At 70.0% G+C, this 21,510-nt stretch carries 19 protein-coding genes; all 19 read right to left on the bottom strand.

All coding sequences use genetic code 11. From position 1 onward, the window contains the following. Nucleotides 1-163: 163 nt before the first annotated feature. A complete protein-coding gene (locus tag PG878_RS11205) occupies nucleotides 164-2,167 on the bottom strand; it encodes a chemotaxis protein CheA (RefSeq protein ID WP_209029211.1) in 2,004 nt (667 codons plus the stop codon). 31 nt (nucleotides 2,168-2,198) lie between these two features. Beyond that, nucleotides 2,199-2,564 carry a response regulator gene (locus PG878_RS11200; RefSeq protein WP_010341778.1) on the bottom strand — a complete coding sequence of 122 codons (366 nt, stop codon included), beginning with the start codon at nucleotides 2,562-2,564 and terminating at the stop codon, nucleotides 2,199-2,201. Further along, the gene (locus PG878_RS11195; protein ID WP_160967807.1) at nucleotides 2,561-2,869 is read right to left on the bottom strand and encodes an STAS domain-containing protein; all 309 of its coding nucleotides are present in this window, start codon (nucleotides 2,867-2,869) and stop codon (nucleotides 2,561-2,563) included. Before PG878_RS11195 ends, PG878_RS11200 begins: the two co-directional genes overlap by 4 nt. A 108-nt stretch (nucleotides 2,870-2,977) precedes the next feature. Then, a complete protein-coding gene (locus PG878_RS11190) occupies nucleotides 2,978-4,456 on the bottom strand; it encodes a chemotaxis protein CheW (RefSeq protein WP_209029212.1) in 1,479 nt (492 codons plus the stop codon). Then, the gene (locus tag PG878_RS11185) at nucleotides 4,453-5,235 is read right to left on the bottom strand and encodes a ParA family protein (RefSeq protein WP_209029213.1); all 783 of its coding nucleotides are present in this window, start codon (nucleotides 5,233-5,235) and stop codon (nucleotides 4,453-4,455) included. Before PG878_RS11185 ends, PG878_RS11190 begins: the two co-directional genes overlap by 4 nt. Beyond that, on the bottom strand, nucleotides 5,235-6,182 hold the full coding sequence (gene motD, locus PG878_RS11180; RefSeq protein ID WP_209029214.1) for a flagellar motor protein MotD: 948 nt from the start codon (nucleotides 6,180-6,182) through the stop codon (nucleotides 5,235-5,237). The genes PG878_RS11185 and motD overlap by 1 nt, the downstream gene beginning before the upstream one ends. 7 nt (nucleotides 6,183-6,189) lie before the next feature. Further along, nucleotides 6,190-6,930: a flagellar motor protein gene (locus PG878_RS11175; RefSeq protein WP_160958704.1), complete on the bottom strand. Its 741-nt coding sequence runs from the start codon at nucleotides 6,928-6,930 to the stop codon at nucleotides 6,190-6,192. A gap of 332 nt (nucleotides 6,931-7,262) precedes the next feature. Further along, entirely contained in the window at nucleotides 7,263-9,020 is a 1,758-nt protein-coding gene (locus tag PG878_RS11170) for a chemotaxis protein CheA (RefSeq protein ID WP_209029215.1), read from the bottom strand. A 4-nt stretch (nucleotides 9,021-9,024) separates the two neighbouring features. Then, on the bottom strand, nucleotides 9,025-9,636 hold the full coding sequence (locus PG878_RS11165) for a protein phosphatase CheZ (protein ID WP_152239305.1): 612 nt from the start codon (nucleotides 9,634-9,636) through the stop codon (nucleotides 9,025-9,027). Further along, nucleotides 9,637-10,029, bottom strand: a complete 393-nt coding sequence (gene cheY, locus PG878_RS11160) for a chemotaxis response regulator CheY (protein WP_010341542.1) — start codon at nucleotides 10,027-10,029, stop codon at nucleotides 9,637-9,639. Nucleotides 10,030-10,048: 19 nt separating this feature from the next. Continuing rightward, the gene (locus PG878_RS11155) at nucleotides 10,049-10,798 is read right to left on the bottom strand and encodes an RNA polymerase sigma factor FliA (protein WP_017908923.1); all 750 of its coding nucleotides are present in this window, start codon (nucleotides 10,796-10,798) and stop codon (nucleotides 10,049-10,051) included. Beyond that, entirely contained in the window at nucleotides 10,795-11,679 is an 885-nt protein-coding gene (locus tag PG878_RS11150) for a MinD/ParA family ATP-binding protein (RefSeq protein ID WP_209029216.1), read from the bottom strand. Before PG878_RS11150 ends, PG878_RS11155 begins: the two co-directional genes overlap by 4 nt. After that, nucleotides 11,666-13,291 (bottom strand): flagellar biosynthesis GTPase FlhF, encoded by a 1,626-nt coding sequence (gene flhF, locus PG878_RS11145; RefSeq protein ID WP_209029217.1) that lies wholly within the window; start codon nucleotides 13,289-13,291, stop codon nucleotides 11,666-11,668. Before flhF ends, PG878_RS11150 begins: the two co-directional genes overlap by 14 nt. 170 nt (nucleotides 13,292-13,461) lie before the next feature. After that, nucleotides 13,462-15,522 carry a flagellar biosynthesis protein FlhA gene (flhA, locus tag PG878_RS11140; protein WP_209029335.1) on the bottom strand — a complete coding sequence of 687 codons (2,061 nt, stop codon included), beginning with the start codon at nucleotides 15,520-15,522 and terminating at the stop codon, nucleotides 13,462-13,464. Between the two features lie 17 nt (nucleotides 15,523-15,539). Then, complete coding sequence (flhB, locus tag PG878_RS11135) at nucleotides 15,540-16,670, bottom strand: flagellar biosynthesis protein FlhB (RefSeq protein ID WP_019800058.1); 1,131 nt, start codon at nucleotides 16,668-16,670, stop codon at nucleotides 15,540-15,542. A gap of 100 nt (nucleotides 16,671-16,770) precedes the next feature. Beyond that, nucleotides 16,771-19,692, bottom strand: coding sequence for a ligand-binding sensor domain-containing diguanylate cyclase (locus PG878_RS11130; protein ID WP_244672391.1), 2,922 nt, complete (start codon nucleotides 19,690-19,692; stop codon nucleotides 16,771-16,773). Between the two features lie 223 nt (nucleotides 19,693-19,915). Then, on the bottom strand, nucleotides 19,916-20,707 hold the full coding sequence (gene fliR, locus PG878_RS11125) for a flagellar biosynthetic protein FliR (RefSeq protein ID WP_209029218.1): 792 nt from the start codon (nucleotides 20,705-20,707) through the stop codon (nucleotides 19,916-19,918). Next, on the bottom strand, nucleotides 20,707-21,234 hold the full coding sequence (locus PG878_RS11120; protein WP_209029219.1) for a hypothetical protein: 528 nt from the start codon (nucleotides 21,232-21,234) through the stop codon (nucleotides 20,707-20,709). The genes fliR and PG878_RS11120 overlap by 1 nt, the downstream gene beginning before the upstream one ends. Nucleotides 21,235-21,239: 5 nt before the next feature. Then, nucleotides 21,240-21,509, bottom strand: a complete 270-nt coding sequence (locus PG878_RS11115) for a flagellar biosynthetic protein FliQ (RefSeq protein WP_010343869.1) — start codon at nucleotides 21,507-21,509, stop codon at nucleotides 21,240-21,242. Nucleotide 21,510: the final 1 nt, after the last annotated feature.

Genomic DNA, 21,510 nt, shown 5'->3' with positions numbered 1-21,510 from the left:
GGCGCCGACTTCTTTAATATGTTTCTCTTGGCGTGGCCGCAGGCCTGCTCCGTGCGGCGCGATCCGCTGCGCGGCATCGGCATGCGACGCCGCACGCGCAACAAAAAAGCCCCGGCATCGCTGCCGGGGCTGGTGTGTCGCGTGACGCGGGAGGGTGGGGCGGTCAGGCCGCCTGCTGCACCCGCAGCGAGCGGACCAGGCCGCCGATGTCCACGATCAGGGCGACGCGGCCGTCGCCGAGGATGGTGGCACCGGAGATGCCGCTGATGCGCCGGTAGTTGTTCTCGATGTTCTTGACCACCACCTGCTGCTGGCCGATCAACTCGTCCACTTCCAGCGCCAGCTTCTGCCCGTCGGCCTCGACCACCACCACCAGCGGTTCCTCGCTCTGCTCGATGCGGCCGAAGCCGTAGGAGTCGCTGAGCGAGAGGATCGGCAGGTATTCGCCGCGGACCCGCAGCACGCGGCCTTCGCCGGCCATGGTGCGGATGTCGTCGGCCTTCGGCTGCAGCGCTTCGATGACGTAGGCCAGCGGCAGGATCAGGGTCTCGCCGGCGACCGCCACGGTCATGCCGTCGAGGATGGCCAGGGTCAGCGGCAGGCGGATCAGCACGCGGGTGCCGCGGCCGGATTCGCTTTCCAACTGCACTTCGCCGCCCAGGCCCTGGATGTTGCGGCGGACCACGTCCATGCCGACGCCACGGCCGGACAGGTCGGTGACCGCATCGGCGGTGGAGAAGCCCGGGGCGAAGATCAGGTCCCAGACCTGCGCATCGCTCGGGTTGTCCGGCACGGCGATGCCGCGTTCGGCGGCCTTGGCCAGGATGCGGTTGCGGTTGAGGCCGGCGCCGTCGTCGCTGACTTCGATGACGATGTGGCCGCCCTGGTGCGACGCGGCCAGGGTGATGGTGCCGGTCTCGTCCTTGCCGGCGGCGCGGCGCGCCTCCGGCAGTTCCAGGCCGTGGTCGATCGAGTTGCGCACCAGGTGCACCAGCGGATCGGCGATCTTCTCGATCAGGCCCTTGTCCAGCTCGGTGCCCTCGCCGATCGTGCGCAGGCGCACCTGCTTGCCGAGGCGGGTGGACAGGTCGCGGACCAGGCGCGGGAAGCGGCGGAACACCGCGTCCACCGGCAGCATGCGCACGCCGATCACCGCTTCCTGCAGGTCGCGGGTGTTGCGTTCGAGCAGATCCAGGCCGGCGAACAGGCGTTCGGCTACGGCCTGGTCCAGGCCGGTGGAGACCTGTTTGAGCATGGCCTGGGTGATGACCAGTTCGCCGACCAGGTTGATCAGCGCGTCGACCTTGTCGACGCTGACGCGGATCGAGCTTTCGGCTTCGTGGGCGGCGGCGGCATTGCCGGCCGGCGCGTTGGCGGCCACGGCGGCGGCCGGCGCCGCGGTGGCGGCGGTCGGCGGCGCGGTCAGCACCGGCGCCGGCGCGGTGGCCAGGCTCGGCGGCGGCACCGGGCGGATCTCCAGTTCGCAGTCGTCGATGACCCAGGCGAAGGTGTCTTCGATCGCGCTGCGCGGGATCTTGCCGACCAGGCCCAGGTCCCAGGCCAGGTAGGCCTCGAGCGGGTCGAGTTCGGCGAAGCCGGGCAGGCGCGTGTTGCGGCAGGCGACCTGCAGCGGGCCGAGGTGTTCGAGTTCGCGGATGATGCGCAGCGGGTCGTTGCCGCTCATGAACAGCGACGGGGCCGGGGTGAAGCCGATCTGCCAGGCTTCCGGTTCGGCCGGCTGGTTCGCCGCCGGGGTGGCGGCCGCCGGCGCGGCGGGGCCGCCGTTCAATGCGTGCTGCAGGCGCTCGTGCACGGCCTTGACCGCGGCCGGATCGGCCGGGACGCCGTGCTCGGCTTCGCGCAGCAGGGCGCGCAGCACGTCCACCGAGCCGAGGATGGCGTCGATCGCGTGCGCTTCGACTTCGCGCTTGCCGGCGCGCAGCTCGTCGAGCAGCGTTTCCAGCACGTGGGTGAGGCCGGCCATCGCCTCGAAGCCGAAGGTGGCGGCGCCGCCCTTGATCGAGTGCGCGGCGCGGAACACCGAGTTGATGGTCTCGGGGTCGCGATTGCCTTCTTCCAACGACAGCAATCCGGCTTCCATCGCGTCCAGCCCTTCGCGGCTTTCCTCGAAGAAGGTGGCGTGGAAACGCTGCAGGTCCATGCTCATGGGGCGGGAATCCGGAAAAGGTGGAGAGGGATCAGCCCAGGACTTTCTGGACGGTGGCGATCAGCTGTTCGGGATTGAACGGCTTGACCAGCCAGCCGGTGGCACCGGCGGCCTTGCCCTCGGATTTCTTCTCCGCCGCCGACTCGGTGGTCAGCATCAGCATCGGGGTGAACTTGTAGTCCGGCAGCTGCCGCAACTCGCGGATCAGGGTGATGCCGTCCATGTTCGGCATGTTGACGTCGGTGACCACCGCGTTGAAGCGCTGGCCCTTGGCGCGGCCCAGCGCGACCGCGCCGTCTTCGGCTTCTTCGACGGCGAAGCCGGCCGAGGTAAGGGCAAAGGAGACCATCTGGCGCATCGACGCCGAATCGTCCACTACCAAGATACGTGCGCTCATGCCGCGTTCTCCACAGATTTCAGATTGTCAGGGGTTGCAGGAAGGCCCAGCGATTCGCTGACCCCTAGCAGGCGGGCCGCGTCGCGAAAGGTCGCGTTGCAGGCCTCGAATTCGGTGCGCTTGCCGTCCTTGCGACGGGCATCGACGAATGCGCACAGCACCTGGACGGACGCGGTATGGATGCGGCGGACTTCACCGGCGTCCAGCCGCAGCACGTCGTCCGCCGCAAGGAACGCGGTCAGGCGTTGTTTCAGGTCGGCGCTGGTCTCGATGCCGAGATCCTCGCCAAGAGGGACTGTGCTCATCATTGCTCCGCACCAATGGTTCTATGGCAGATAACGGCCGTGGCCTGAAAAGCTTTAGCGACGGTTGGAAAGTGCGGCACCGTTCCCAGTTGCCGCCCGCCGCACGGGTCAGTGCAGCAGTTGCTCGGCGTCGAGCAGGATCATCGGCTGTTGCGCCAGCCGCGCCACGCCGCGGAACAGATGGTTGGAAATGCGGCAGATGCGGGCGTTGTCGGGCGGCTCGATCTGCTGGTCGCTGAGGCTGGCCACGTCCTCCACCGCCGACACGCGCAGGCCCAGGGTCTCGCCGTTCTCCTCCAGCACCACGACGCGCGTGAGCATGTCCATCTCGATCGGGGCCGCGCCCAGGTGCACGCCAAGGTCGAGCACCGGCACCACCTGGCCACGCAGGTTCATGATGCCGAGCATCGCCGGCGGGGTGCCGCGCAGGGCCAGCAGCGGCACCGGCAACACCACTTCCTGCACCTTCAGCAGCTCCAGCGCGTAGGCCTGCTCGCCGCAGCGCAGGCGCAGCCAGCGGGTGCGGCGCTCGGCCAGGCGTTCGGGGGCGATGGCCGAGCCGTGCGGCACGGCTGGTGCCATGAACGCCTGCAGGTTCGGCGGCAGCTTGGCACCGGCGGCCTGCGCGCGGCTGGCCTCGGCGCGGCGTTCCGGCGGCACCGCCATCGGCGGGCGCTTGACCGCGCGGGCGGCGGCGGCATCGTCTTCGGCTGCCAGGTCGCGCGGCACCGCGGCACGCTGCCGCTCCATCGCCGCGACCACGTCCAGGTCGGCCTGGCGCTCGGCCTGCTGGGCCGGGGTCAACGCGACAGGCGCGGGCGCGTCCTGCGACATGATGCCGGCCAGGGCCGGATCGGAATCGGCTTCGGCCAAGACCGCGGCGGCGATCTGTTCGGGCGTCGGACCAGCCGGAGCGGGCGCGAGCGCCTGCTGCGACATGATGCCGGCCAGGGCCGGATCGGAATCGGCTTCGGCCAGGACCGCGGCGGCGATCTGTTCGGGCGTCGGACCAGCCGAGGCAGGTGCGAGCGCCTGCTGCGACATGATGCCGGCGAGAGCCGGATCGGAATCGGCTTCGGCCAGGACGGCGGCGGCGATCTCTTCGGGCGTCGGTCCGGCAGGGGCGGGTGCCAGCGCCTGCTGCGACATGATGCCGGCCAGGGCCGGATCGGAATCGGCCTCGGCCAGGACCGCGGCGGCGATCTGTTCGGGCGTCGGACCAGCCGAGGCAGGTGCGAGCGCCTGCTGCGACATGATGCCGGCCAGGGCCGGGTCCGAATCGGCTTCGGCCAGGACCGCGGCAGCGATCTCTTCGGGCGTCGGACCGGCCGGGGCAGGTGCAAGCGCTTGCTGCGACATGATGCCGGCCAAAGCCGGATCGGCATCGGCTTCGGCCAGGACCGCGGCCGCGATCTGCTCGGGAGTCGGGCCGGCTGCGGCCGGGGCGGGCGCCGGCGTCTCGGTTTCCGCTTGCACGTCGGCCACGGCGACCGGCGCGGGGCTCGGCGGCACGGCCTTCTGCTCCTCGGCGATCACGTCGTGGAGCAGGCCTTCCAGATAATCGTCGATGATGCCGGGAGTGCTCATGCGGCTTGCTCCATCGGCGTCGCATCGCTGGCCACCAGCCATTCCAGCGCGCGGCGGTAGGCGGCCAGGCCGCGGCCCGGGTAGTCGCCCGGCACGCCGGCCACCGTCAGCGCCTTGACGTTGCAGATCTTGGTGTCGACCGGGATGGCGTCTTCCCACACGCGCTCGCCGTAGCTGTCCTGCATCTGCCGCAGGGTCTCGTTGCCGGCGCGGGTGCGCTTGTCGAACAGGGTCGGCAGGATCGAGGCGGGCAGGGGGCGGCGCCGCGAGCGCTCGACCATGTCCACGGTGCGGACCATGCTGGCCAGGCCGTGCAGGGCCAGCGGCTCGGCCTGGGTCGGGATGATCACGCGGTCGGCCGCGGCCAGCGCGTTGATCATCAGCAGGCCCAGGGTCGGCGGGCAGTCGAGCAGGATGTAGTCGTGCTGGCCGGCGTGGCGGGCCATGGCCTGCTGCAGCGCCAGGCCCAGGCCGGGCTGGTTGGCGCTGCGGCGTTCCAGCGTGGCCAGCGCGGTCTGTCCGCAGACGAAGCTCAGGCGCTCGACCGCGGTGTCGCGGGCCAGCGCGGCGAGTTCGCCCGGCGGCGTCCCGAACAGATCCAGCACGCCCGGCGGCTGCGGTTCCTGCGGCACGTCGAAGGCCCGGGTCAGCGAGGCGTGCGGATCGAGATCGAGCATCAGCACGCGGTGCCCGAGCATGGCCAGCCCACGGCCCAGGGCCAGCGTGGTGGTGGTCTTGCCCACGCCACCTTTCTGGTTGGCGATCGCCCAGATGCGCATCAGTTGACTCCTTCAATGGCAGGTACTGCGCGGGGGCCGCCGGCGTTGCCGGGGGCCGCCGCGGCGGGGGGTGTCGGGGTGGCCGGCGCGGCGCCGGCGCTGAGACGGTCGGAGGCCGACGGCGTCGGATCGCCGCTGTCGCCGGAATCGGCCAGGATCACCAGCACGACGCGGCGGTTGGCGTTGCGGCCGGCCGGGGTGTCGTTGCTGGCACGCGGGCGGAACTGGCCGTAGCCGATCATCGACAGCCGCGAGGGTTGCAGGCCCTGGTCGGCGAACAGATGAACCACGCTGGCCGCGCGCGCCGCCGACAGTTCCCAGTTCGACGGGAACTGCAGGGTGGCGATCGGGGTGTTGTCGGTATAGCCCTCCACGCGTACCCCATTGGGCACGCCGGACAGCACTTGCGCCAGTTCCGCCAGGGTGGCGCGTGCGCTCTGGTCGAGCGCGGCCGAGCCGGAGCCGAACAGGATGTCGCTGTTGATCTCCACTTCGATCCACAACCCGGCGCGGCGCACGGTGATCAGCTTCTTCTGGATCAGCGGCGCCAGCGCGGCGCCGAGGCGGTCGGCGATGCTGTCGAGCTGGCGTTGCGCGCGGCGCAGCTGCTGCGCGTCGCGCAGGTCGTCGCCGCGCTGCGCGGTGCCGGAGGGCAGGCGGTTGGGATCGGGCAGGGTCAGCGCCGGGCTGGACTTGATCGGGGTCGGCCGGTCGCCGCCCTGGCCCTGCAGCGCGTGGTCGCCGACCTGCACCGGGCGCAGGGTCGTCGGGGTGCCGCCGAATGCGGCGCTCATGGCGTCGGCCATGACCCGGTACTTGGCTTCGTTGATCGTGGACAACGCGTACATCACCACGAAGAAGGCGAGCAGCAACGTCATCAGGTCGGCATAGGGGATGGCCCATGCCTCGTGGTTGGCGTGCTCGTCGTGGGAGTGCTTGCGGGCCATTGGCAACTCAATGCAAGAATCCGGCCAGTTTCGATTCGATGTTGCGCGGGTTCTCGCCCTGGGCGATGGCGATCAACCCTTCGATGATCATTTCGCGCTCGCCGCAGCTGTGCTTGATGACGCTCTTGAGCTTGGCGGCCATCGGCAGGAACAGCAGGTTGGCCGAGGCGATGCCGTAGATGGTGGCGGTGAACGCGGCGGCGATGCCGTGGCCGAGCTTGCTCGGGTCGGCCAGGTTCTTCATCACCGCGATCAGGCCCAGCACCGCGCCGATGATGCCGAGGGTCGGCGCGTAGATGCCCATGCCCTCGAACACCTTGGCCGCGGCCAGGTCGCAGTGTTCCTGGCCTTCCAGGTCGATCTCCAGCATGTGCCGGATGGCTTCCGGCTCCACGCCGTCCACCAGCATCTGCAGGCCCTTGCGCACGAACGGATCCTGCTGCTGCGGCACCTGGTTCTCCAGGCCGAGCAGGCCCTGGCGGCGGGCGATGTTGCTCCATTCCACGATCTGCTTGAGCAGCGCCTGGCGGTCGCTCGGCGGCGGCCACAGCAGCCACTTAGCGATCTGGAACGCACGGCGGAACACGGACGGCGGGGTGTGCACCAGGATCGCGGCGACGGTGCCGACGATCACGATCACGAACGCAGCCGGCGACCACAGCGCCGAAATGCCGGCGCCCTTGAGGATGCTGCCGCCGATGAGCGAGAGAATCGCCAACAGCAGGCCGATGAGACTGAGCTTGTCCATGCAGGAGGTATCGGCCAGGGGGCGGGGGACTTGATGGGGCTTGGGTGCTGGGAATGGGGAACAGGGAATGGGGAATCGCAAAAGCGCGAGCGCGGAGGGTTGGTCGCTGTGTGGTAGGAGCGGCTTCAGCCGCGACGCGCGTACCTTGGCGCATTGCCTATGCACAATCGTTCGGATCGTATCGGCAGGGAGCAGCGCTCTGCGCGTGCTATCTCCAATCCCAAATCCCGGCCTCACCGCGTCGCGGCTGAAGCCGCTCCTACGGAGGACAAGGATGCGCCAGGGAAGCCGCTCTTACGATTCCCCAATCCCCATTCCCCAATCCCGGCTTCTCAGGCCTTCAGGCCATCCACATCCAGGATCAGCGCGAGGCGGCCGTCGCCGATGAGGGTGGCGCCGGCGTAGCCGGGCAGGCCGCGCAGGGAGCGCGGCAGCGGCTTGATCACCACTTCCTCGCGGCCGCGGACCTGGTCCACGACCAGGCCCATGCGCGATTCGCCGGCCTGCAGCACCACCACGGTGAGCAGCGGCAGTTGCGGGGCGTCGATGTTGAGCCACTGGCGCAGGTCCACCAGCGGCAGGGTGTGCGATTGCCGGTCGAGCACGGCGCGGCCGTCGAACCAGCCCAGCGAGCGGCGCGGGGCGTGCAGCACTTCCACCACGCGCGCCAGCGGCAGCGCATAGACGGTGTCGCCGGCCTGCACCAGCAGGGTCGGCAGGATCGCCAGGGTCAGCGGCACGCGGATCAGGAAGCGGCTGCCGCGGCCCAGTTCCGACTGGATCTGGATCTGCCCGCTGAGTTCGCGGATGCGCGACTGCACCACGTCCATGCCGACGCCGCGCCCGGAGATGTCGGTGACCTCGGACTTGGTCGAGAAGCCCGGCAGGAACACCAGGTGCAGGCATTCCTCGGTGGTCAGGCGGGCGGCGGCCTCGGGGTCGATCAGGCCCTTCTCGCGGGCCTTGGCGCGCAGCCGCTCCGGGTCGATGCCGGCGCCGTCGTCCTGCACCTCGATGCTGACGTAGTCGCCTTCCTGCTGCGCCGACAGGCGCACGTGGCCGCCACGCGGCTTGCCGGTGGCCTCGCGCAGCGCCGGCGCCTCGATGCCGTGGTCGATCGCGTTGCGCACCAGGTGCACCAGCGGATCGGCCAGCGCCTCGACCAGGTTGCGGTCCAGCTCGGTGTCGGCGCCGATCAGTTCCAGCTCCACTTCCTTGTTGAGCGAGCGGGCGACGTCGCGCGCCACCTTGGGGAAGCGCGAGAACACCTTGCCCACCGGCTGCATGCGCGTGCGCATCACCGCCGACTGCAGGCGCGCGGTGGCGATGTCCAGGCTGCTGACCGCGCGGTCCAGTTCCTCGTCGCGCAGACGCACGCGCAGGGTCTTGAGGCGGTTGCGCGAGAGCACCAGTTCGCCGATCAGGTTGACGATCGCGTCCAGGCGCTTGGTGTCCACGCGCACGGTGTGTTCGGGTTCGGCGGCCTTGGCCGGGGCGGCCGCGGCCTTGGGCGCGGCGCTGGGCGCGCGCGGCGCCGGCTGCAGCGCCTGCGGCGTGGCCGTCGGCGGCGCATCGCCGTGCAACTGGTCCAGCAGCGCCTCGAATTCGTCGTCGCTGATCAGGTCCCCCGCGGCCGCGGCGGTGGCCGGGACGGCGGCGGGTGCCGCGGCGGGCGCCGGCGCGGCGCTCTTGGCCGCTGCCGGCGCCGCGTCGCCGTGGGCGTCGAACTGCGCGATCAGCTCGGGCGGCGCGCGCGGCGGCTCCTGGCCGCTGCCGAAGGCGTCGAGCATCGACTGCAGGTAGTCCAGCGACTGCTGCGCGGCGTCGAAGTGCCGCGCCTGCAGGGTGGCCTGGCCGGCGCGGGCCATGCCCAGGGTTTCCTCCGCGGCGTGGCACAGCTCGACCATGGCGTTGATCGCCAGGAAGCCGGCGCCGCCCTTGAGCGTGTGGAAGCCGCGGAACACGGCGTTGAGCTGGCCGCTGTCCTCGGGCGCCTGCTCCAGCGACACCAACTGCTCGCCGAGCCGGTCCAGGATTTCCTGGGCCTCGATGATGAAGTCGGCAGCGATGTCGTCGGGTACGGCGCTCATGGCATTACAGTCCCAATCCGGACAGCAGGTCGTCGGCGTCGTGCTGCGACACGCCGTGGCGGTCCAGGCCGGGCAGGGCCGGGCCGGCCAGGCTGCCGTCGGCCTTCTTGTTTTCTTCCTTCGGCGGCAGACCCAGCGCGCCGAAGCCCTCGTGCACGCGGCGCACGATGCCGGCGACGCGGCGGATGATCTGCCCGGTCAGGTCCTGGAAGCTCTGCGCCAGGGCCATTTCGGTGAGGTTGTGGCGGATCTTGTCGAGGATCTCGCCCTGGTCGCCGCTGAGGCCGCCGGCGGCGAGCTGGTCGGCCAGCGCACGGCATTCCTCGGCCAGGTCCAGGGTGCGGTGGCTGGCCTGTTCGGTCATCTCCACCACGTGGTCCAGGCGCGAGCAGGCGTCGTCCAGCTCGCCGGCCTCGCTGGGCACCACCGGCAGTTCGCCGAGCGCCTGCCCCAGATCGCGCGCGAGCCGGCTCAGGCCCTGCATCATCGGCCGCGTGCGCCAGGCGGCGAGGGTGTCGATCTCCCTGCGCCAGCCGGCCTCGTCGCCGTTTTCCAGCGCGTCCAGCGCGCCTTGCAGGCGTTCGATCAGGGCGGTACGTTCGGCGGTGGCTTCCATTTAGGCGGTCGCTCCCAGGCGTTCGAAGATCTTGCCCAGCTTCTCCTGCAGCGTCTGCGCGGTGAACGGCTTGATGATGTAGCCGTTCACGCCGCACTGCGCGGCCTCGATGATCTGCTCGCGCTTGGCCTCGGCGGTGACCATCAGCACCGGCAGGTGCTTGAGCTTGTCGTCGGCGCGGATGTTGCGCAGCAGATCGATGCCGGTCATGCCCGGCATGTTCCAGTCGGTGACCACGAACTCGAACGGCGCCGAGCGCAGCGCGGCCAGGGCGCTGTTGCCGTCTTCGGCCTCGGCGGTGTTGGTGAAGCCCAGATCGCCGAGCAGATTCTTGACGATGCGTCGCATCGTCGAGAAATCGTCCACGATCAAAATCCGCATGTTCTTGTTCACCACTGACTCCTAAGGGTTCCTATTCTTCGTCTTCCAGACCGGCATCGGCGACCTCGAACGCCTTCAGGCGTCCGCGCAACCGTACCGTGGCCTGGCCATGGATCTGACACACGCGCGACTCGCTGACCCCGAGCACCGCGCCGATTTCCTTGAGGTTCAATTCCTGCTCGTAGTACAGCGACAGCACCAACTGCTCGCGTTCGGGCAACTGCGCGATGGCCTTGCCCAGCTCGCGGCCGAATTCGCTGCGCTCGAGCATCTGCTGCGGATTGGGTCCGCCCTTGGCGATGGTATCCAGCTCGCCATGGTCCTCGATGCGCGACTCCAGGCTCAGCACCTGGCCGCGGGCGGCATCTTCCATCAAACGCAGGTATTCGGGAAGCGGCATGTCCATCGCCGCGGCCACTTCGTTGGCGGCGGCGGCGCGGCCGGTGCTCTGTTCGATCTTGCGGATCGCCGAGGCGGCGTCGCGGGCGCGGCGGTGCACCGAGCGCGGCACCCAGTCGCCGCGGCGGATCTCGTCGATCATCGCGCCGCGGATGCGGATCGAGGCGTAGGTCTCGAACGAGGCGCCCTGTTCGGCGTCGTAGCTGCGCGAGGCCTCGATCAGGCCGATCATGCCGGCCTGGATCAGGTCGTCGATCTCGACGCTGGCCGGCAGCCGCGCCGCCAGGTGGTGGGCGATGCGCCGGACCAGGTCCGAGTGCTGGGCGATGTAGTCGTTGGCGCTGTTGCGCTGGACGGCGCGGTAGTGGGCGGCGGCGTTCATGCGGCCACCCCGCGCTGGATGATGCGTTCGACGAAGAACTCGACGTTGCCGCGCGGGGCGGTCGGCGCCTGCCAGCGTGCGGTGCGCCGGGCGATCTCGCTGATCGCCTGCGCCGACGGGCTGGACGGGTAGGCCTTGACCACCGGCTGCTGGCGCTGCACCGACAGGCGCAGCCAGTCGTCCTGCGGCACGCAGCCCAGGTAGTTCAGCGACACGTCGCCGAGGAACTTCTCGCAGACCCGGCTGAGCTTGTCGTACAGCAGGCGGCCTTCGTTGAGGTCGCGGACCATGTTGGCGACGATCTGCACCCGGTCCACGCCGCGCTCGCGCGAGAGGACCTTGATCAGGGCGTAGGCGTCGGTGATCGAGGCCGGCTCGTCGCAGACCACCACCACCGCGTCCTGCGCGGCCTGGCAGAAGGTCAGCACGCTGTCGGTGATGCCGGCGGCGGTGTCGACGATCATGATGTCCAGCTCGCGCTGCAGCTCGGAGAACACGTTGACCAGGCCCACGTGCTGGGCCGGCGGCAGCTCGGCCATGTAGCGGCGGCCGGAGGCGGCGGGCACCACCATCAGCCCGTTGGGCATGTCGATCAGCACCTCTTCCAGGGTGCAGCGCCCGGCGACCAGGTCGGCCACGGTGAACTTGGGGGTCAGCCCCAGCAGCACGTCGACGTTGGCCAGGCCCAGGTCGGCGTCCAGCAGCAGGGTGCGCTTGCCCATGTCGGCCAGCGCCATGGACAGGTTGACCGAGATGTTGGTCTTGCCCACGCCGCCCTTGCCGCCGGTCACGGCGATGGTGCGCACCGGACCCAGCGGTTCGCTGCGCGTCGCCGACAGGGGGAAGGCATTGGTCAGATTGACGTAGTCACGCGACGGCATGGGTCTGCTCCGGAGTACAGGGCTTATCGGCAGCGCGCCGCAAATCTTCAAGGCGCAATACCAGGCTGGCGGCGTTGGCGCGGTGCAGGTCGTCCGGCACGCGCTGTCCATCGGTCACCCAGGTGATGGGGAGGCGGTGGTCCACGACCACCGACAAGGCACTGCCGAACCGCCCGGTCTCGTCCAACTTGGTCATGATGACCCCCTGTGGGTCGGCGCCGGCGAACCGGCGCACCACCTCGTCCAGGTCGGAGAAATGGGCGTTGGCGGGGAGTACCAGCAAGGACCGGACCACACGCGAGGCGCGCAGCCAGTGCAACTGGGCGGCCAGGGCGCGGTCGCGCTGGCCCATGCCGGCGGTGTCGATCAGCACCAGCTTGTAGTCGGCCAGGCGCTCCAGCAGCTGCTGCAGCGCGGCGTCGCTGTCGGCCTCGTGCACGGCGATGCCGAGCTGGCGGCCGTAGCTGTGCAGCTGTTCGCGGCCGCCGACGCGGATGGTGTCGGTGGTGACCAGGGCCACGTCGCGGGCGGCATGGCGCTCCAGGAAGCGCGAGGCCAGCTTGGCGATGGTGGTGGTCTTGCCGGCGCCGGTCGGGCCGATCAGGGCGATCACGCCGCCTTCCTCGAGCGGGTCCAGCGCGGCGATCGGCAGGCGCTTGGACAGCAGGCCCAGCATCAGCCCGCGGCCACGGTGCAGCTCCAGGTCGGCGGGGATCTGCATGACCACGTCGCGGGTGATGCCGCTGTCGAAGCCGTAGTCGTCCATCAGCTCCAGCGCCTGGGCGCGGACCGGCGAGCCGCGCAGGCGCTCGTCGGTGAGGCGGTTCATCTCGCGCTCGATCATCTGCCGCATCAGCGCCAGTTCGTCGCGCAGCTGCGTCAATTGTTCGTCGTTCTGCGGGGCGGGGAAGGTCGGCACCGCCGCCAGCGCCGCGGCCGCCGGGATTCCGGCAGCGGCCGGGGCATCGGCGGTCGCGACGGGCGCGGCCGGGGCCGGGCTCGCCACCGGGGTCAGCGCCACCGCGGGCACGTCGTCGCGCCAGGCCGGCGCGGCCTCGGCGGCCGGTGCCGGCGTGGCGGCGGCGAACGGGCTGGGCATGGGCACGCTGATCGGGGCGTTGCGGAACACGTCCTCGGGGATGCTGAACTCGGCGCGGCCGGTGACCGGCGCTGCGGCCTTGGCCGGGGCGGCCTGGCGTGCGGCGGCAGCCGGGGCGGCCGCGGCGGGCATGGCCGAGGCGGCCAGCGCCGCCGGCTGGGTCAGCGGCCGTGCCGCGGGAGCGGCCGGGGCGGCCGGCGCGGCACCGCCGCGGCGCTCGCTGATCGCGGCCATCATCGCCATCGCCGGACTGGCGGCGGCGTCGCCGCGTGCGGCACGCGGGGCAGCCGCGGCCGGTGTCTGGCTCGCCGCGGCGGCGCGCGGCGCCTCGTCCGGGCGCACCGCATCCAGCGCCCGCTGCACCAGGGCCTCGTCGTAGTTGCTGGCGGCCACGATCTCGATGCCCTCGTCGGTACGCCGGTTGGACAGGATCACCGCATCCGGCCCGTGCTCGTCGCGCACCATCCGGAAGGCGGTGCGCATGTCGGGGGCGACAAAGCGTTTGATCTTCATGGGTGGACGCCGGGAATAGTGAATCGGGAATGGGGAATGGAATCGCTGCCTGCGCCGCTGCCCCCTGGGCCGCGGTGCCGTGTCTTGGTTGTCGTGGTCTTGCTCATTGCTCTCTCCGCTGTGGGAACGCTATTGCGATTCCCCATTCCCTATTCACCATTCCCAGCACTTCAGCTGATCGTGCCCACCAACTTCAGCCGCTTGTCCTCCGGCACTTCGCTGTAGGACAGGACCGACAGCGCGGGGACGCTGTGGCGGACCAGGCGGGCAAGGGCGGCGCGGACCTGCGCCGGCACCAGCACCACCGCCGGTTCGTTGCGCGCCTCCTGCTTGCTCACGCAGTCCGCCAGACTCTGGTGCAAGCGTTCGGCCAGTCCGGGTTCCAGCGCCGCGCCGTTGCCCTGGGTAGAGTCCTGCAAGACGCGTTCCAATTGCGGGGCCAGGGTGAACACCGGCAGTTCCGGGGCCATGCCGGCGATCTCCTGCACGATGAACCGGCCCAGGGCGTTGCGCACGGCGGCGGTGAGCGCGCCGGGTTCCTGACTCTGCGGGGCGTGCTCGACCAGGGCCTCGACGATCTTGCGCAGTTGCCGCACCGGGATCTTCTCGATGAGCAGGTTCTGCAGCACCCGCACCACCACCGACAGCGGCAGCGCCTTGGGGGTGAGGTCCTCGACCAGCTTGGGCGCGCTCTTGGCCAGGGTCGCCAGCAGCTGCTGCACTTCCTCGTGGCCGAGCAGTTCCGGGGCGTGCTCGCGGATCAGGTGCGAGAGATGGGTGGCGATCACCGTGGCCGGGTCGACCACGGTATAGCCCATGGTCTCGGCCTGGGCGCGCAGGTGCGGCTGGATCCAGATCGCATCCAGGCCGAACGCCGGGTCCTTGCCGGGAATGCCGTCGATCTTGCCGAGCGCGCCGCCCGGGTCCAGCGCCAACTCGCGGTCCGGGTGGATGTCGGCGGTGGCCACCGGCACGCCGTGCACCAGCAGGCGGTAGGCGTTGGCCGGCAGTTCCAGGTTGTCGCGGATGTGCACCGGCGGCACCAGGAAGCCGATGTCCTGGGTCAGCTTGCGGCGCACGCCCTTGATCCGCGCCATCAGTTCGCCGCCCTGGGTCTTGTCCACCAGCGGGATCAGCCGGTAGCCCACTTCCAGGCCCAGCGGGTCGATCGGGCGCAGTTCGTCCCAGCCCAGTTCGGCGTTGGCCTGCGCAGCGGCCGCGGCCTGCGGCGCCGCCTCGGCGGCGGCCGGGGCCGGCTGCAGGCTGCGTTTCCACATCTTCCAGGCCAGCAGGCCCAGGATCAGCGCCAGCGTCAAGAAAGCGACGTTGGGCATGCCCGGGATCAGGCCGACCAGGCCCAGGATCGCCGCGGCCACCGCCAGCGCCTTATGCTGGCCGAACACCTGGCCCATCATCGAGGCGCCCATGTCCTGCGAGCGCGAGGCGCGGGTGACCAGCATCGCCACCGCCGAGGACACCAGCAGCGCCGGCAGCTGCGCGACCAGGCCATCGCCGATCGACAGCAAGGTGTAGGTCGAGGCCGCCTGTCCCACCGGCATGCCGTGCTGCAGCACGCCGACCGCCATGCCGCCGATCAGGTTGATGAACAGGATCAGGATGCCGGCGATGGCGTCGCCGCGGATGAACTTGCTGGCGCCGTCCATCGAGCCGTAGAAGTCCGCTTCCTCGCGCACTTCCTCGCGGCGGGCCTTGGCCTCCTCGCGGGTCAGCAGGCCGGCGTTGAGGTCGGCGTCGATCGCCATCTGCTTGCCCGGCATGGCGTCGAGGATGAAGCGTGCGGTCACTTCCGACACGCGCCCGGCGCCCTTGGTGATGACCACGAAGTTGATGATGGTCAGGATCGCGAACACCACGATGCCGACCGCATAGTTGCCGCCGATCACGAATTCGCCGAAGGCCTCGATCACCTTGCCGGCGGCGCCGTGGCCGTCCTGGCCGTTGATCAGGATCACGCGGGTGGAGGCCACGTTCAGCGCCAGGCGCAGCATCGTGGTCATCAGCAGCACGATCGGGAAGATGCTGAACTCCAGCGGCCGCTTCACGTACACCACCGCCAGCAGCACCATCAGCGAGATGGCGATGTTGAAGGTGAACAGGGCGTCCAGCACCGGGGCGGCCAGCGGCACCACCACCATCGCCAGCATCAGCAACACGATCACCGGGGCGCCGAGCCCGTGCTTGATCATGTCCATCACTTTGCGCGTGTTCATCTGCGCGGCAGGCTGGCTCATGGCTGGCTCCCCGGGGCGAATTCATCCACTTCCAACGGCGGCAACGGCGGCATCGGCCCGCTGCGCCAGGCGCGCAGCTGGTAGACGTACGAGAGGACCTGCGCCACTGCGGAATACAGTCTCACGGGAATTTCCTTGCCGAGTTGGCCTTCCCTATACAAGGCGCGTGCCAAAGGCGGGGCCGAGATCACCGCCACGCGATGCTGCTCGCCGACCTCGCGGATGCGGAAGGCGATCTCGTCCACGCCCTTGGCGACCACGGTGGGGGCGCGCATGCGCCCGCTCTCGTACTTCAGCGCCACCGCGTAGTGAGTGGGGTTGACCACCACCACGTCGGCCTTGGGCACGGCTTCCATCATCCGCCGCTGCGACATCTGCATCTGCATCTGGCGGATGCGGCCCTTGACCTCAGGGCTGCCGTCGCTTTCCTTCATTTCCCGGCGCACTTCTTCCCGGGTCATCTTCAATTTGCGGATGTAATTCCACTTCTGATAGGGCGCATCGATCGCGGCCAGCAGCGCCAGCGCGCCGGCGGTGTACAGCAGCAGCCGCAGGGTGAAGCCCAGGCCGTGGCCGATGGCCTGTTCCAGCGGCTGCAGCAGCAGGCCGCGCAGGAAGTCGGTGCTGCCCCACAGGCACAGCATCGCGGCGCCGCCGACGAAGCCCATGCGCAGGATCGACTTCAGCAGTTCGACGATGGTCTCGGCGCCGTACATGCGGCTCAGCCCGTTCATCGGGTTGAGCCGGTCGAACTTGGGGATCAGCGCCTGGCCGGAGAAGCGCAGGGTGCCCATCAGCACCGGCGCGGCGAAGCTGGCCGCCAGGCAGATGCCGACCAGCGGCAGCACCACCCAGAGCAGGTTCAGCAGCAAGTCGCCAAAGTGGCCGAACATCGCCTCCGGATGCTCGCGCATCGACAGGTCCGGGCGCAGCGCCTGTTTCAGCCAGGCCACCGCCCCGGCGGTCATGGAGGTGGACAGGCCCATCAGGGCGAACACGCCGGCGCTGAACACCGCGGCCGTGGCCAGTTCGCGCGAATGCGGGATGTTGCCTTGTTCGCGGGCTTCGCGCAGACGTTTGTCTGTTGGCTGTTCTGTGCGCTCTGCGCCTTCTTCGCTCTCGGACATCGGGGGTGCGCTCGGCCAGGATCGACCCTGCACACTGCAAGGACCGTGCCGGTCCCGGGAGCGAGGCCGGGCGGCGCCGTGGCGCGTCGTTCCGCGTCAGCTAGGCCGGCTGCAGCTCCACCCGGTCGCGGCCCAGGCGCTTGGCCTGGTAGAGGGCGGCGTCGGCGCGCGCCAGCAACTGCTGCAGGGGTTCGCCGGGCCGGTACCAGGCCACGCCGATCGAGGCGGTGATCGCCAACTGCCGCTCGCCGATGCGCAGCGGCTGCCCGGCGATGATGGTGCGCAGGGTTTGCAGCCGGTCGCCGCAGCTCGTCGGCAACCCGGGCAGCACCGCCAGCAGTTCCTCGCCGCCGTAGCGCCCGACCAGGTCGGCGTCGCGCAGGTTGGCGCCCAGGCGCCGCGCCACCTCGATCAGCACCGCGTCGCCGACCAGATGGCCATGCTCGTCGTTGATCCGCTTGAAGTGGTCGAGGTCGATCATCGCCACGGCCAGCGACGTCTGTTCGGCGTCGCTGCGGCGCATCTGCGCGGCCAGCGCCTCGAGGATGCCGGCGCGGTTGAGCAGGCCGGTGAGAGCGTCGTGCGAGGCCTTCACCGCCAGCGCGGCGCGGGCGATCTCCAGTTCGCGCTTGTCGTGCTCCAGTTCCTCGGTGCGCCGCGCCACCAGGTCGGCCAGTTCGCGCTGGCGCTGGTGCAGGCGGCGTTCGCGCCACAGCAGCAGCGCCACCACCAGGCCGCCGCCCAGCAGCAGGTACAGCACCAGCATCGGCTGGCTGCGCCACCACACCGGCGCCACCGAAAACGCCACCCGCAGCGGCGCCGAGGCGCTGCGCCGGTAGGCGTCCAGCAGTTGCACCTCCAGCACGTAGTGGCCCGGCGCCAGCGGCGGTTGCTCGAATTCGAAGTTGGGCGTGTGCAGCCAGCGCGTATGCGCGCCCTCGAAGCGATAACGGAAGCTGATGCGGTTGCGTTCGTCGTACAGGTCCGGCGAGCCGACCGCGATATGCAGGGGATCCTCGCTCCAGCGCAGGCGCGTGCCGGCGCCGACGGGCACGCCGCCGCGGCTGAACTCCTTGAGCACCAGCCGCGGCGCCCGTGCCGGGAACAGCCGCGTCGGATCCAGCAGGTGAGTGACGCCACGGCTGCTGCCCAGCCACACCGACCCGTCGTGGTCCTCCAGGAAGGCCGACTCGGACATGTCGTTCCAGAGCAGGCCCTGCGCCTGGGTCAGCCGCGACCAGGCGCGTCCGTCATAGACGTCCACGCCCTGGTTGTGGCTGATCCAGATCCAGCCGTTGCGGGTGCGGCGCAGGTTGTAGATGTACAGGCCGCTCAACTCCGCGTCGGCCGGCGCCAGGTGCAGGGTGTCGCCGTCGAGTCGCCCTTGCCAGGCACCGGGGCCGTACAGGGTGGCCCAGGCCTGGCCGTCGTCCAGGATCAGGAGCTTGCTGAGGGCCGGCTGCGCCGGCGCGCTGTCGGCGACCAGCCTGATCGGGGTCCAGGTGTCGCCGCGCAGGCGGAACAGCCCGGCGGCGCCGGTCACCAGCAGGCTGCCGTCGTGGCGCTGCTGGATATCCGAATACTCGCCGCCGGGCAGCGTCGACAGCCGTTGCGGGACTGCGTCCGCCGTCGCCTGCGCCAGCAGGTACACGCCGTCGTCGGTGAGGATCCAGACGCGGTCGGTCGCGTCCACGAACAGTTGCTTGGCGATGACCATCCGCTGACGGCCGACGCTGCGCAGCGCCGGATACGCCCGCAGCAGCCGGCCCTGCGCGTCGTAGTGACGCAGCATGCCGATCGAACCGATGCTCCACAGCGTGCCGTCCGCGGCGCGGCGCAGGCCGATCATCTGCGTGCCGTTGTCGTTGGCCCAGCGCTGGAAGCGGCCGTCCTCGCGCAGCCGGTCGACGCCGCCCTCGTTGCCGATCAACAGCTCGCCGTGCTGGGTACGCTGGATGCTCCAGGTCGGCGCCCGGCTGATGCCCTGCGACACATCCCAGTTCTCGATCCAGCCATAGCCGTTCCAGCGCAGCACGCCTTCGCCGTCCATGCTCAGCCACAGGTCGCCGGCCTGGTCGAAGCGCATGGCGACGAGGTTGCCCTCGGGCAGGCCGTTGCGACGGTCGAAGGTGCGCCAGCGCCCGTCTTCCCAGCGCGCCAGGCCGTGGTTGGTGCGCACCAGCACGCGGCCCTGCGGGTCCAGCAGGATCGGCGTGCGCCAGGTCACCAGGGCCGGTCCGTCCAGCCCGGGGGGCGTCTGCTCCTGGAAGCGCGTCGCGCCGGCCGGCAGCCGCATCACCTTGCTGCTGCCGACGACCCACAGGCTGCCGGCGCGGTCGCGGACCGCGTTGCGCCAGAAGTCGGGCGGAAGGCCGTGGGCCTGGTCGTAGCGGGTGGCGCGGCCGTCGGCATCGATCCGGCACAAGGCCCTGGCGCAGCCCAGCCACAGCGTGTCGTCGACGACGAACTGGTCGTGGATGTCGGCCAGTTCCGGTTGCTGCGCCAGCGTCGCCGCATCGAACAGGGGCCGCAGCTCCCAGCCGCTGGCATCGGCCTTGCGCACCGCGCGCAGGAGGCGGCGGTCGTCCAGCACCACCGTGCCCCAGGCCGGGGTGGCCAGGCGCGGGCGATTGAGCTTTCGATGCGACGGCAGGCTGTTTTGTTCCAGTGGGATCCACCGCGCCGGCGCGCCGTCGTCCACGTAGATCGCATCGAAGGTGGCCACCCACAGCCGCCGCTCGGCATCCTCGGCGGCATCGGAGATGTAATGGCCACCGCGGCCCTGCAGCGTCACTTGCTGGAACTGGTCGCCGTCGAAGGCGTACAGCCCGCTTTCGCTGCAGACCAGCAGGCTGCCGTCGCGCCGCTGCAGCAGGCAGGTACCGGCCAGGCCGAGCAGCCCCTGGTCCTGTGCGTAGTGCCGCAACGGGATCACCTGGGCCTGCGTGGACCCGATGCAGATCAGGGTGGACAGCAACAGCCAGAGCGGCCACCACAGGGGTCGATCCGTGACCGTGCGCATACGACGCTCAGCCGCCGCCGCACCGCCGTGGGACACGGCGATGGCAGGCACGGGCGGACGCTGGCGAGCGATAGGGCATGGCGTGCGGTGGGCGATGGACGAAGGGACGGACCGCGGCGATCGGCGGTATCCGGGACGGTCGGCGGTGCCGCCGCCCATCCTGGCGCGCCAACGATAGCCTGCTGCCGGTATCGGCCGCGTTGTGGCGCAGCTTGAGTCCCGGCTATGCGGTCAGTGCGCGCGCGGCGTTGAAGGCGGCATCGAACAGGCGCTGCACCGGCGGCCCCATCTCGCCGACCAGCACCGCCAGCAGCGCCAGGCCCAGCACCACCGCCACCGGCAGGCCGAGCTGGATCGGGTTCAGCGACGGCGCCGCCTTGGCCAGCGCGCCGAAGGCCAGGTTCACCGCCATCATCGCCACCATCACCGGCAGCGCCAGGGTCACCGCGCCGCGCATGATGCTCATGAAGAAGTTCGGCGCGACCGAGGCCATGGCCTGCGCATCGGGCAGGGCGGTGCCGATCGGCAGCGCCTTGTAGCTTTCCACCAGCAGCGACACCACCGCCAGATGCCCGTTGGCGGTGAAGAACATCATGCCGAAGGCCAGGTAGAACCACTGGCCGATCACCGGCGAGTTGACCCCGCGCAGCGGATCGGCCATCTGCGCGAAGCCCAGGCCGGTGCTCTGCGAGACCAGTTCCCCGGCCATCGCCCCGGCCTCGAAGATCATCCGCAGCATGAAGCCCATGCTGGCCCCCACCGCCAACTCCCGCGCCACGCTGAGCACCACCGCGGCATTGAACCCATCCCAATCCGGCACCGGCGGCAGGATCGGCGCCAGCGCGATGGCCAGCGTCCCGGCCAGGATCACCCGCACCCGCCCCGGCACTGCCTTGCTCCCCACCATCGGCATCACCGTCAACATCGCCCCGATCCGCAGCATCGTCCACAGCACCGCCCCGATCATCGCGAACGCCCGCGACCCATCGACGACCATTTGCGTGGCGGCATCCATCAGCCCGAGACCCCGGCAGACATCACGAAGGAAGGGCCAGCACCAATCGCGCAACGCGAGCGGCTTGCAGCCGAAGACGGACCAGCGAGTCCGCGAACAACAACGTGCACCGCACGACCGGCACCCAAGACAACGCCCTCATGGCCGCAGCTATCGCTTTTGCCGTTGCCGTTGCCGTTGCCGTTGTTTTTGCTGTTGTTTTGCTCTTGATCCACCGGGTCCCCTCCGCAGCGGCGGAGCTGGCGGGCAAAACCCCCCGCAGGGGGGCGGCGCACAGGGATGTGCGCCGTTTTCGGCCGGGGCAGGATGCCCCGTCCGAAAATCCCGTCAGCGGAGCGGACCCGCGTAGCGGGCGCGAAGGCGGGGTGTGCTTTCTTTTGGTTACTTTTCTTTGCACAAGCAAAGAAAAGTAACTCGCCGCCAGGCGAAAGCCTTTGCTGTTCAAACGGCTCGCCGCCAGAGGAAAGCTTTTGCTGTTTCCCATGCAAAAGCGATCCCCTCGCGAGAAGGTGGCTCAGAGCAGCCATCCCCGCTACCCAATCAAATGCGGAATACGCTGAAACAGCATCGTCGTGTACTCCACCAGATGCGCCAGCAACATGCTCCCCGTCGCAAACAACATCGCCGTCAACGCCACCACCTTCGCGATGAACGCAATGGTCGGCTCATTGAGCTGCGTCGCCGCCTGGAACACACCGATCACCACACCCACCGCCAACATCGCCAGCAACAACGGCCCCGCCACCCACAACACCGTGATCAGCCCGCCACGCAACTCGGTCAACGCCAGCTCCGGACTCATG

This window comes from Xanthomonas hawaiiensis (assembly GCF_031834635.1).
GTDB lineage: Bacteria > Pseudomonadota > Gammaproteobacteria > Xanthomonadales > Xanthomonadaceae > Xanthomonas_A > Xanthomonas_A sacchari.
This window is presented reverse-complemented; position numbering and strand designations above follow the sequence as displayed.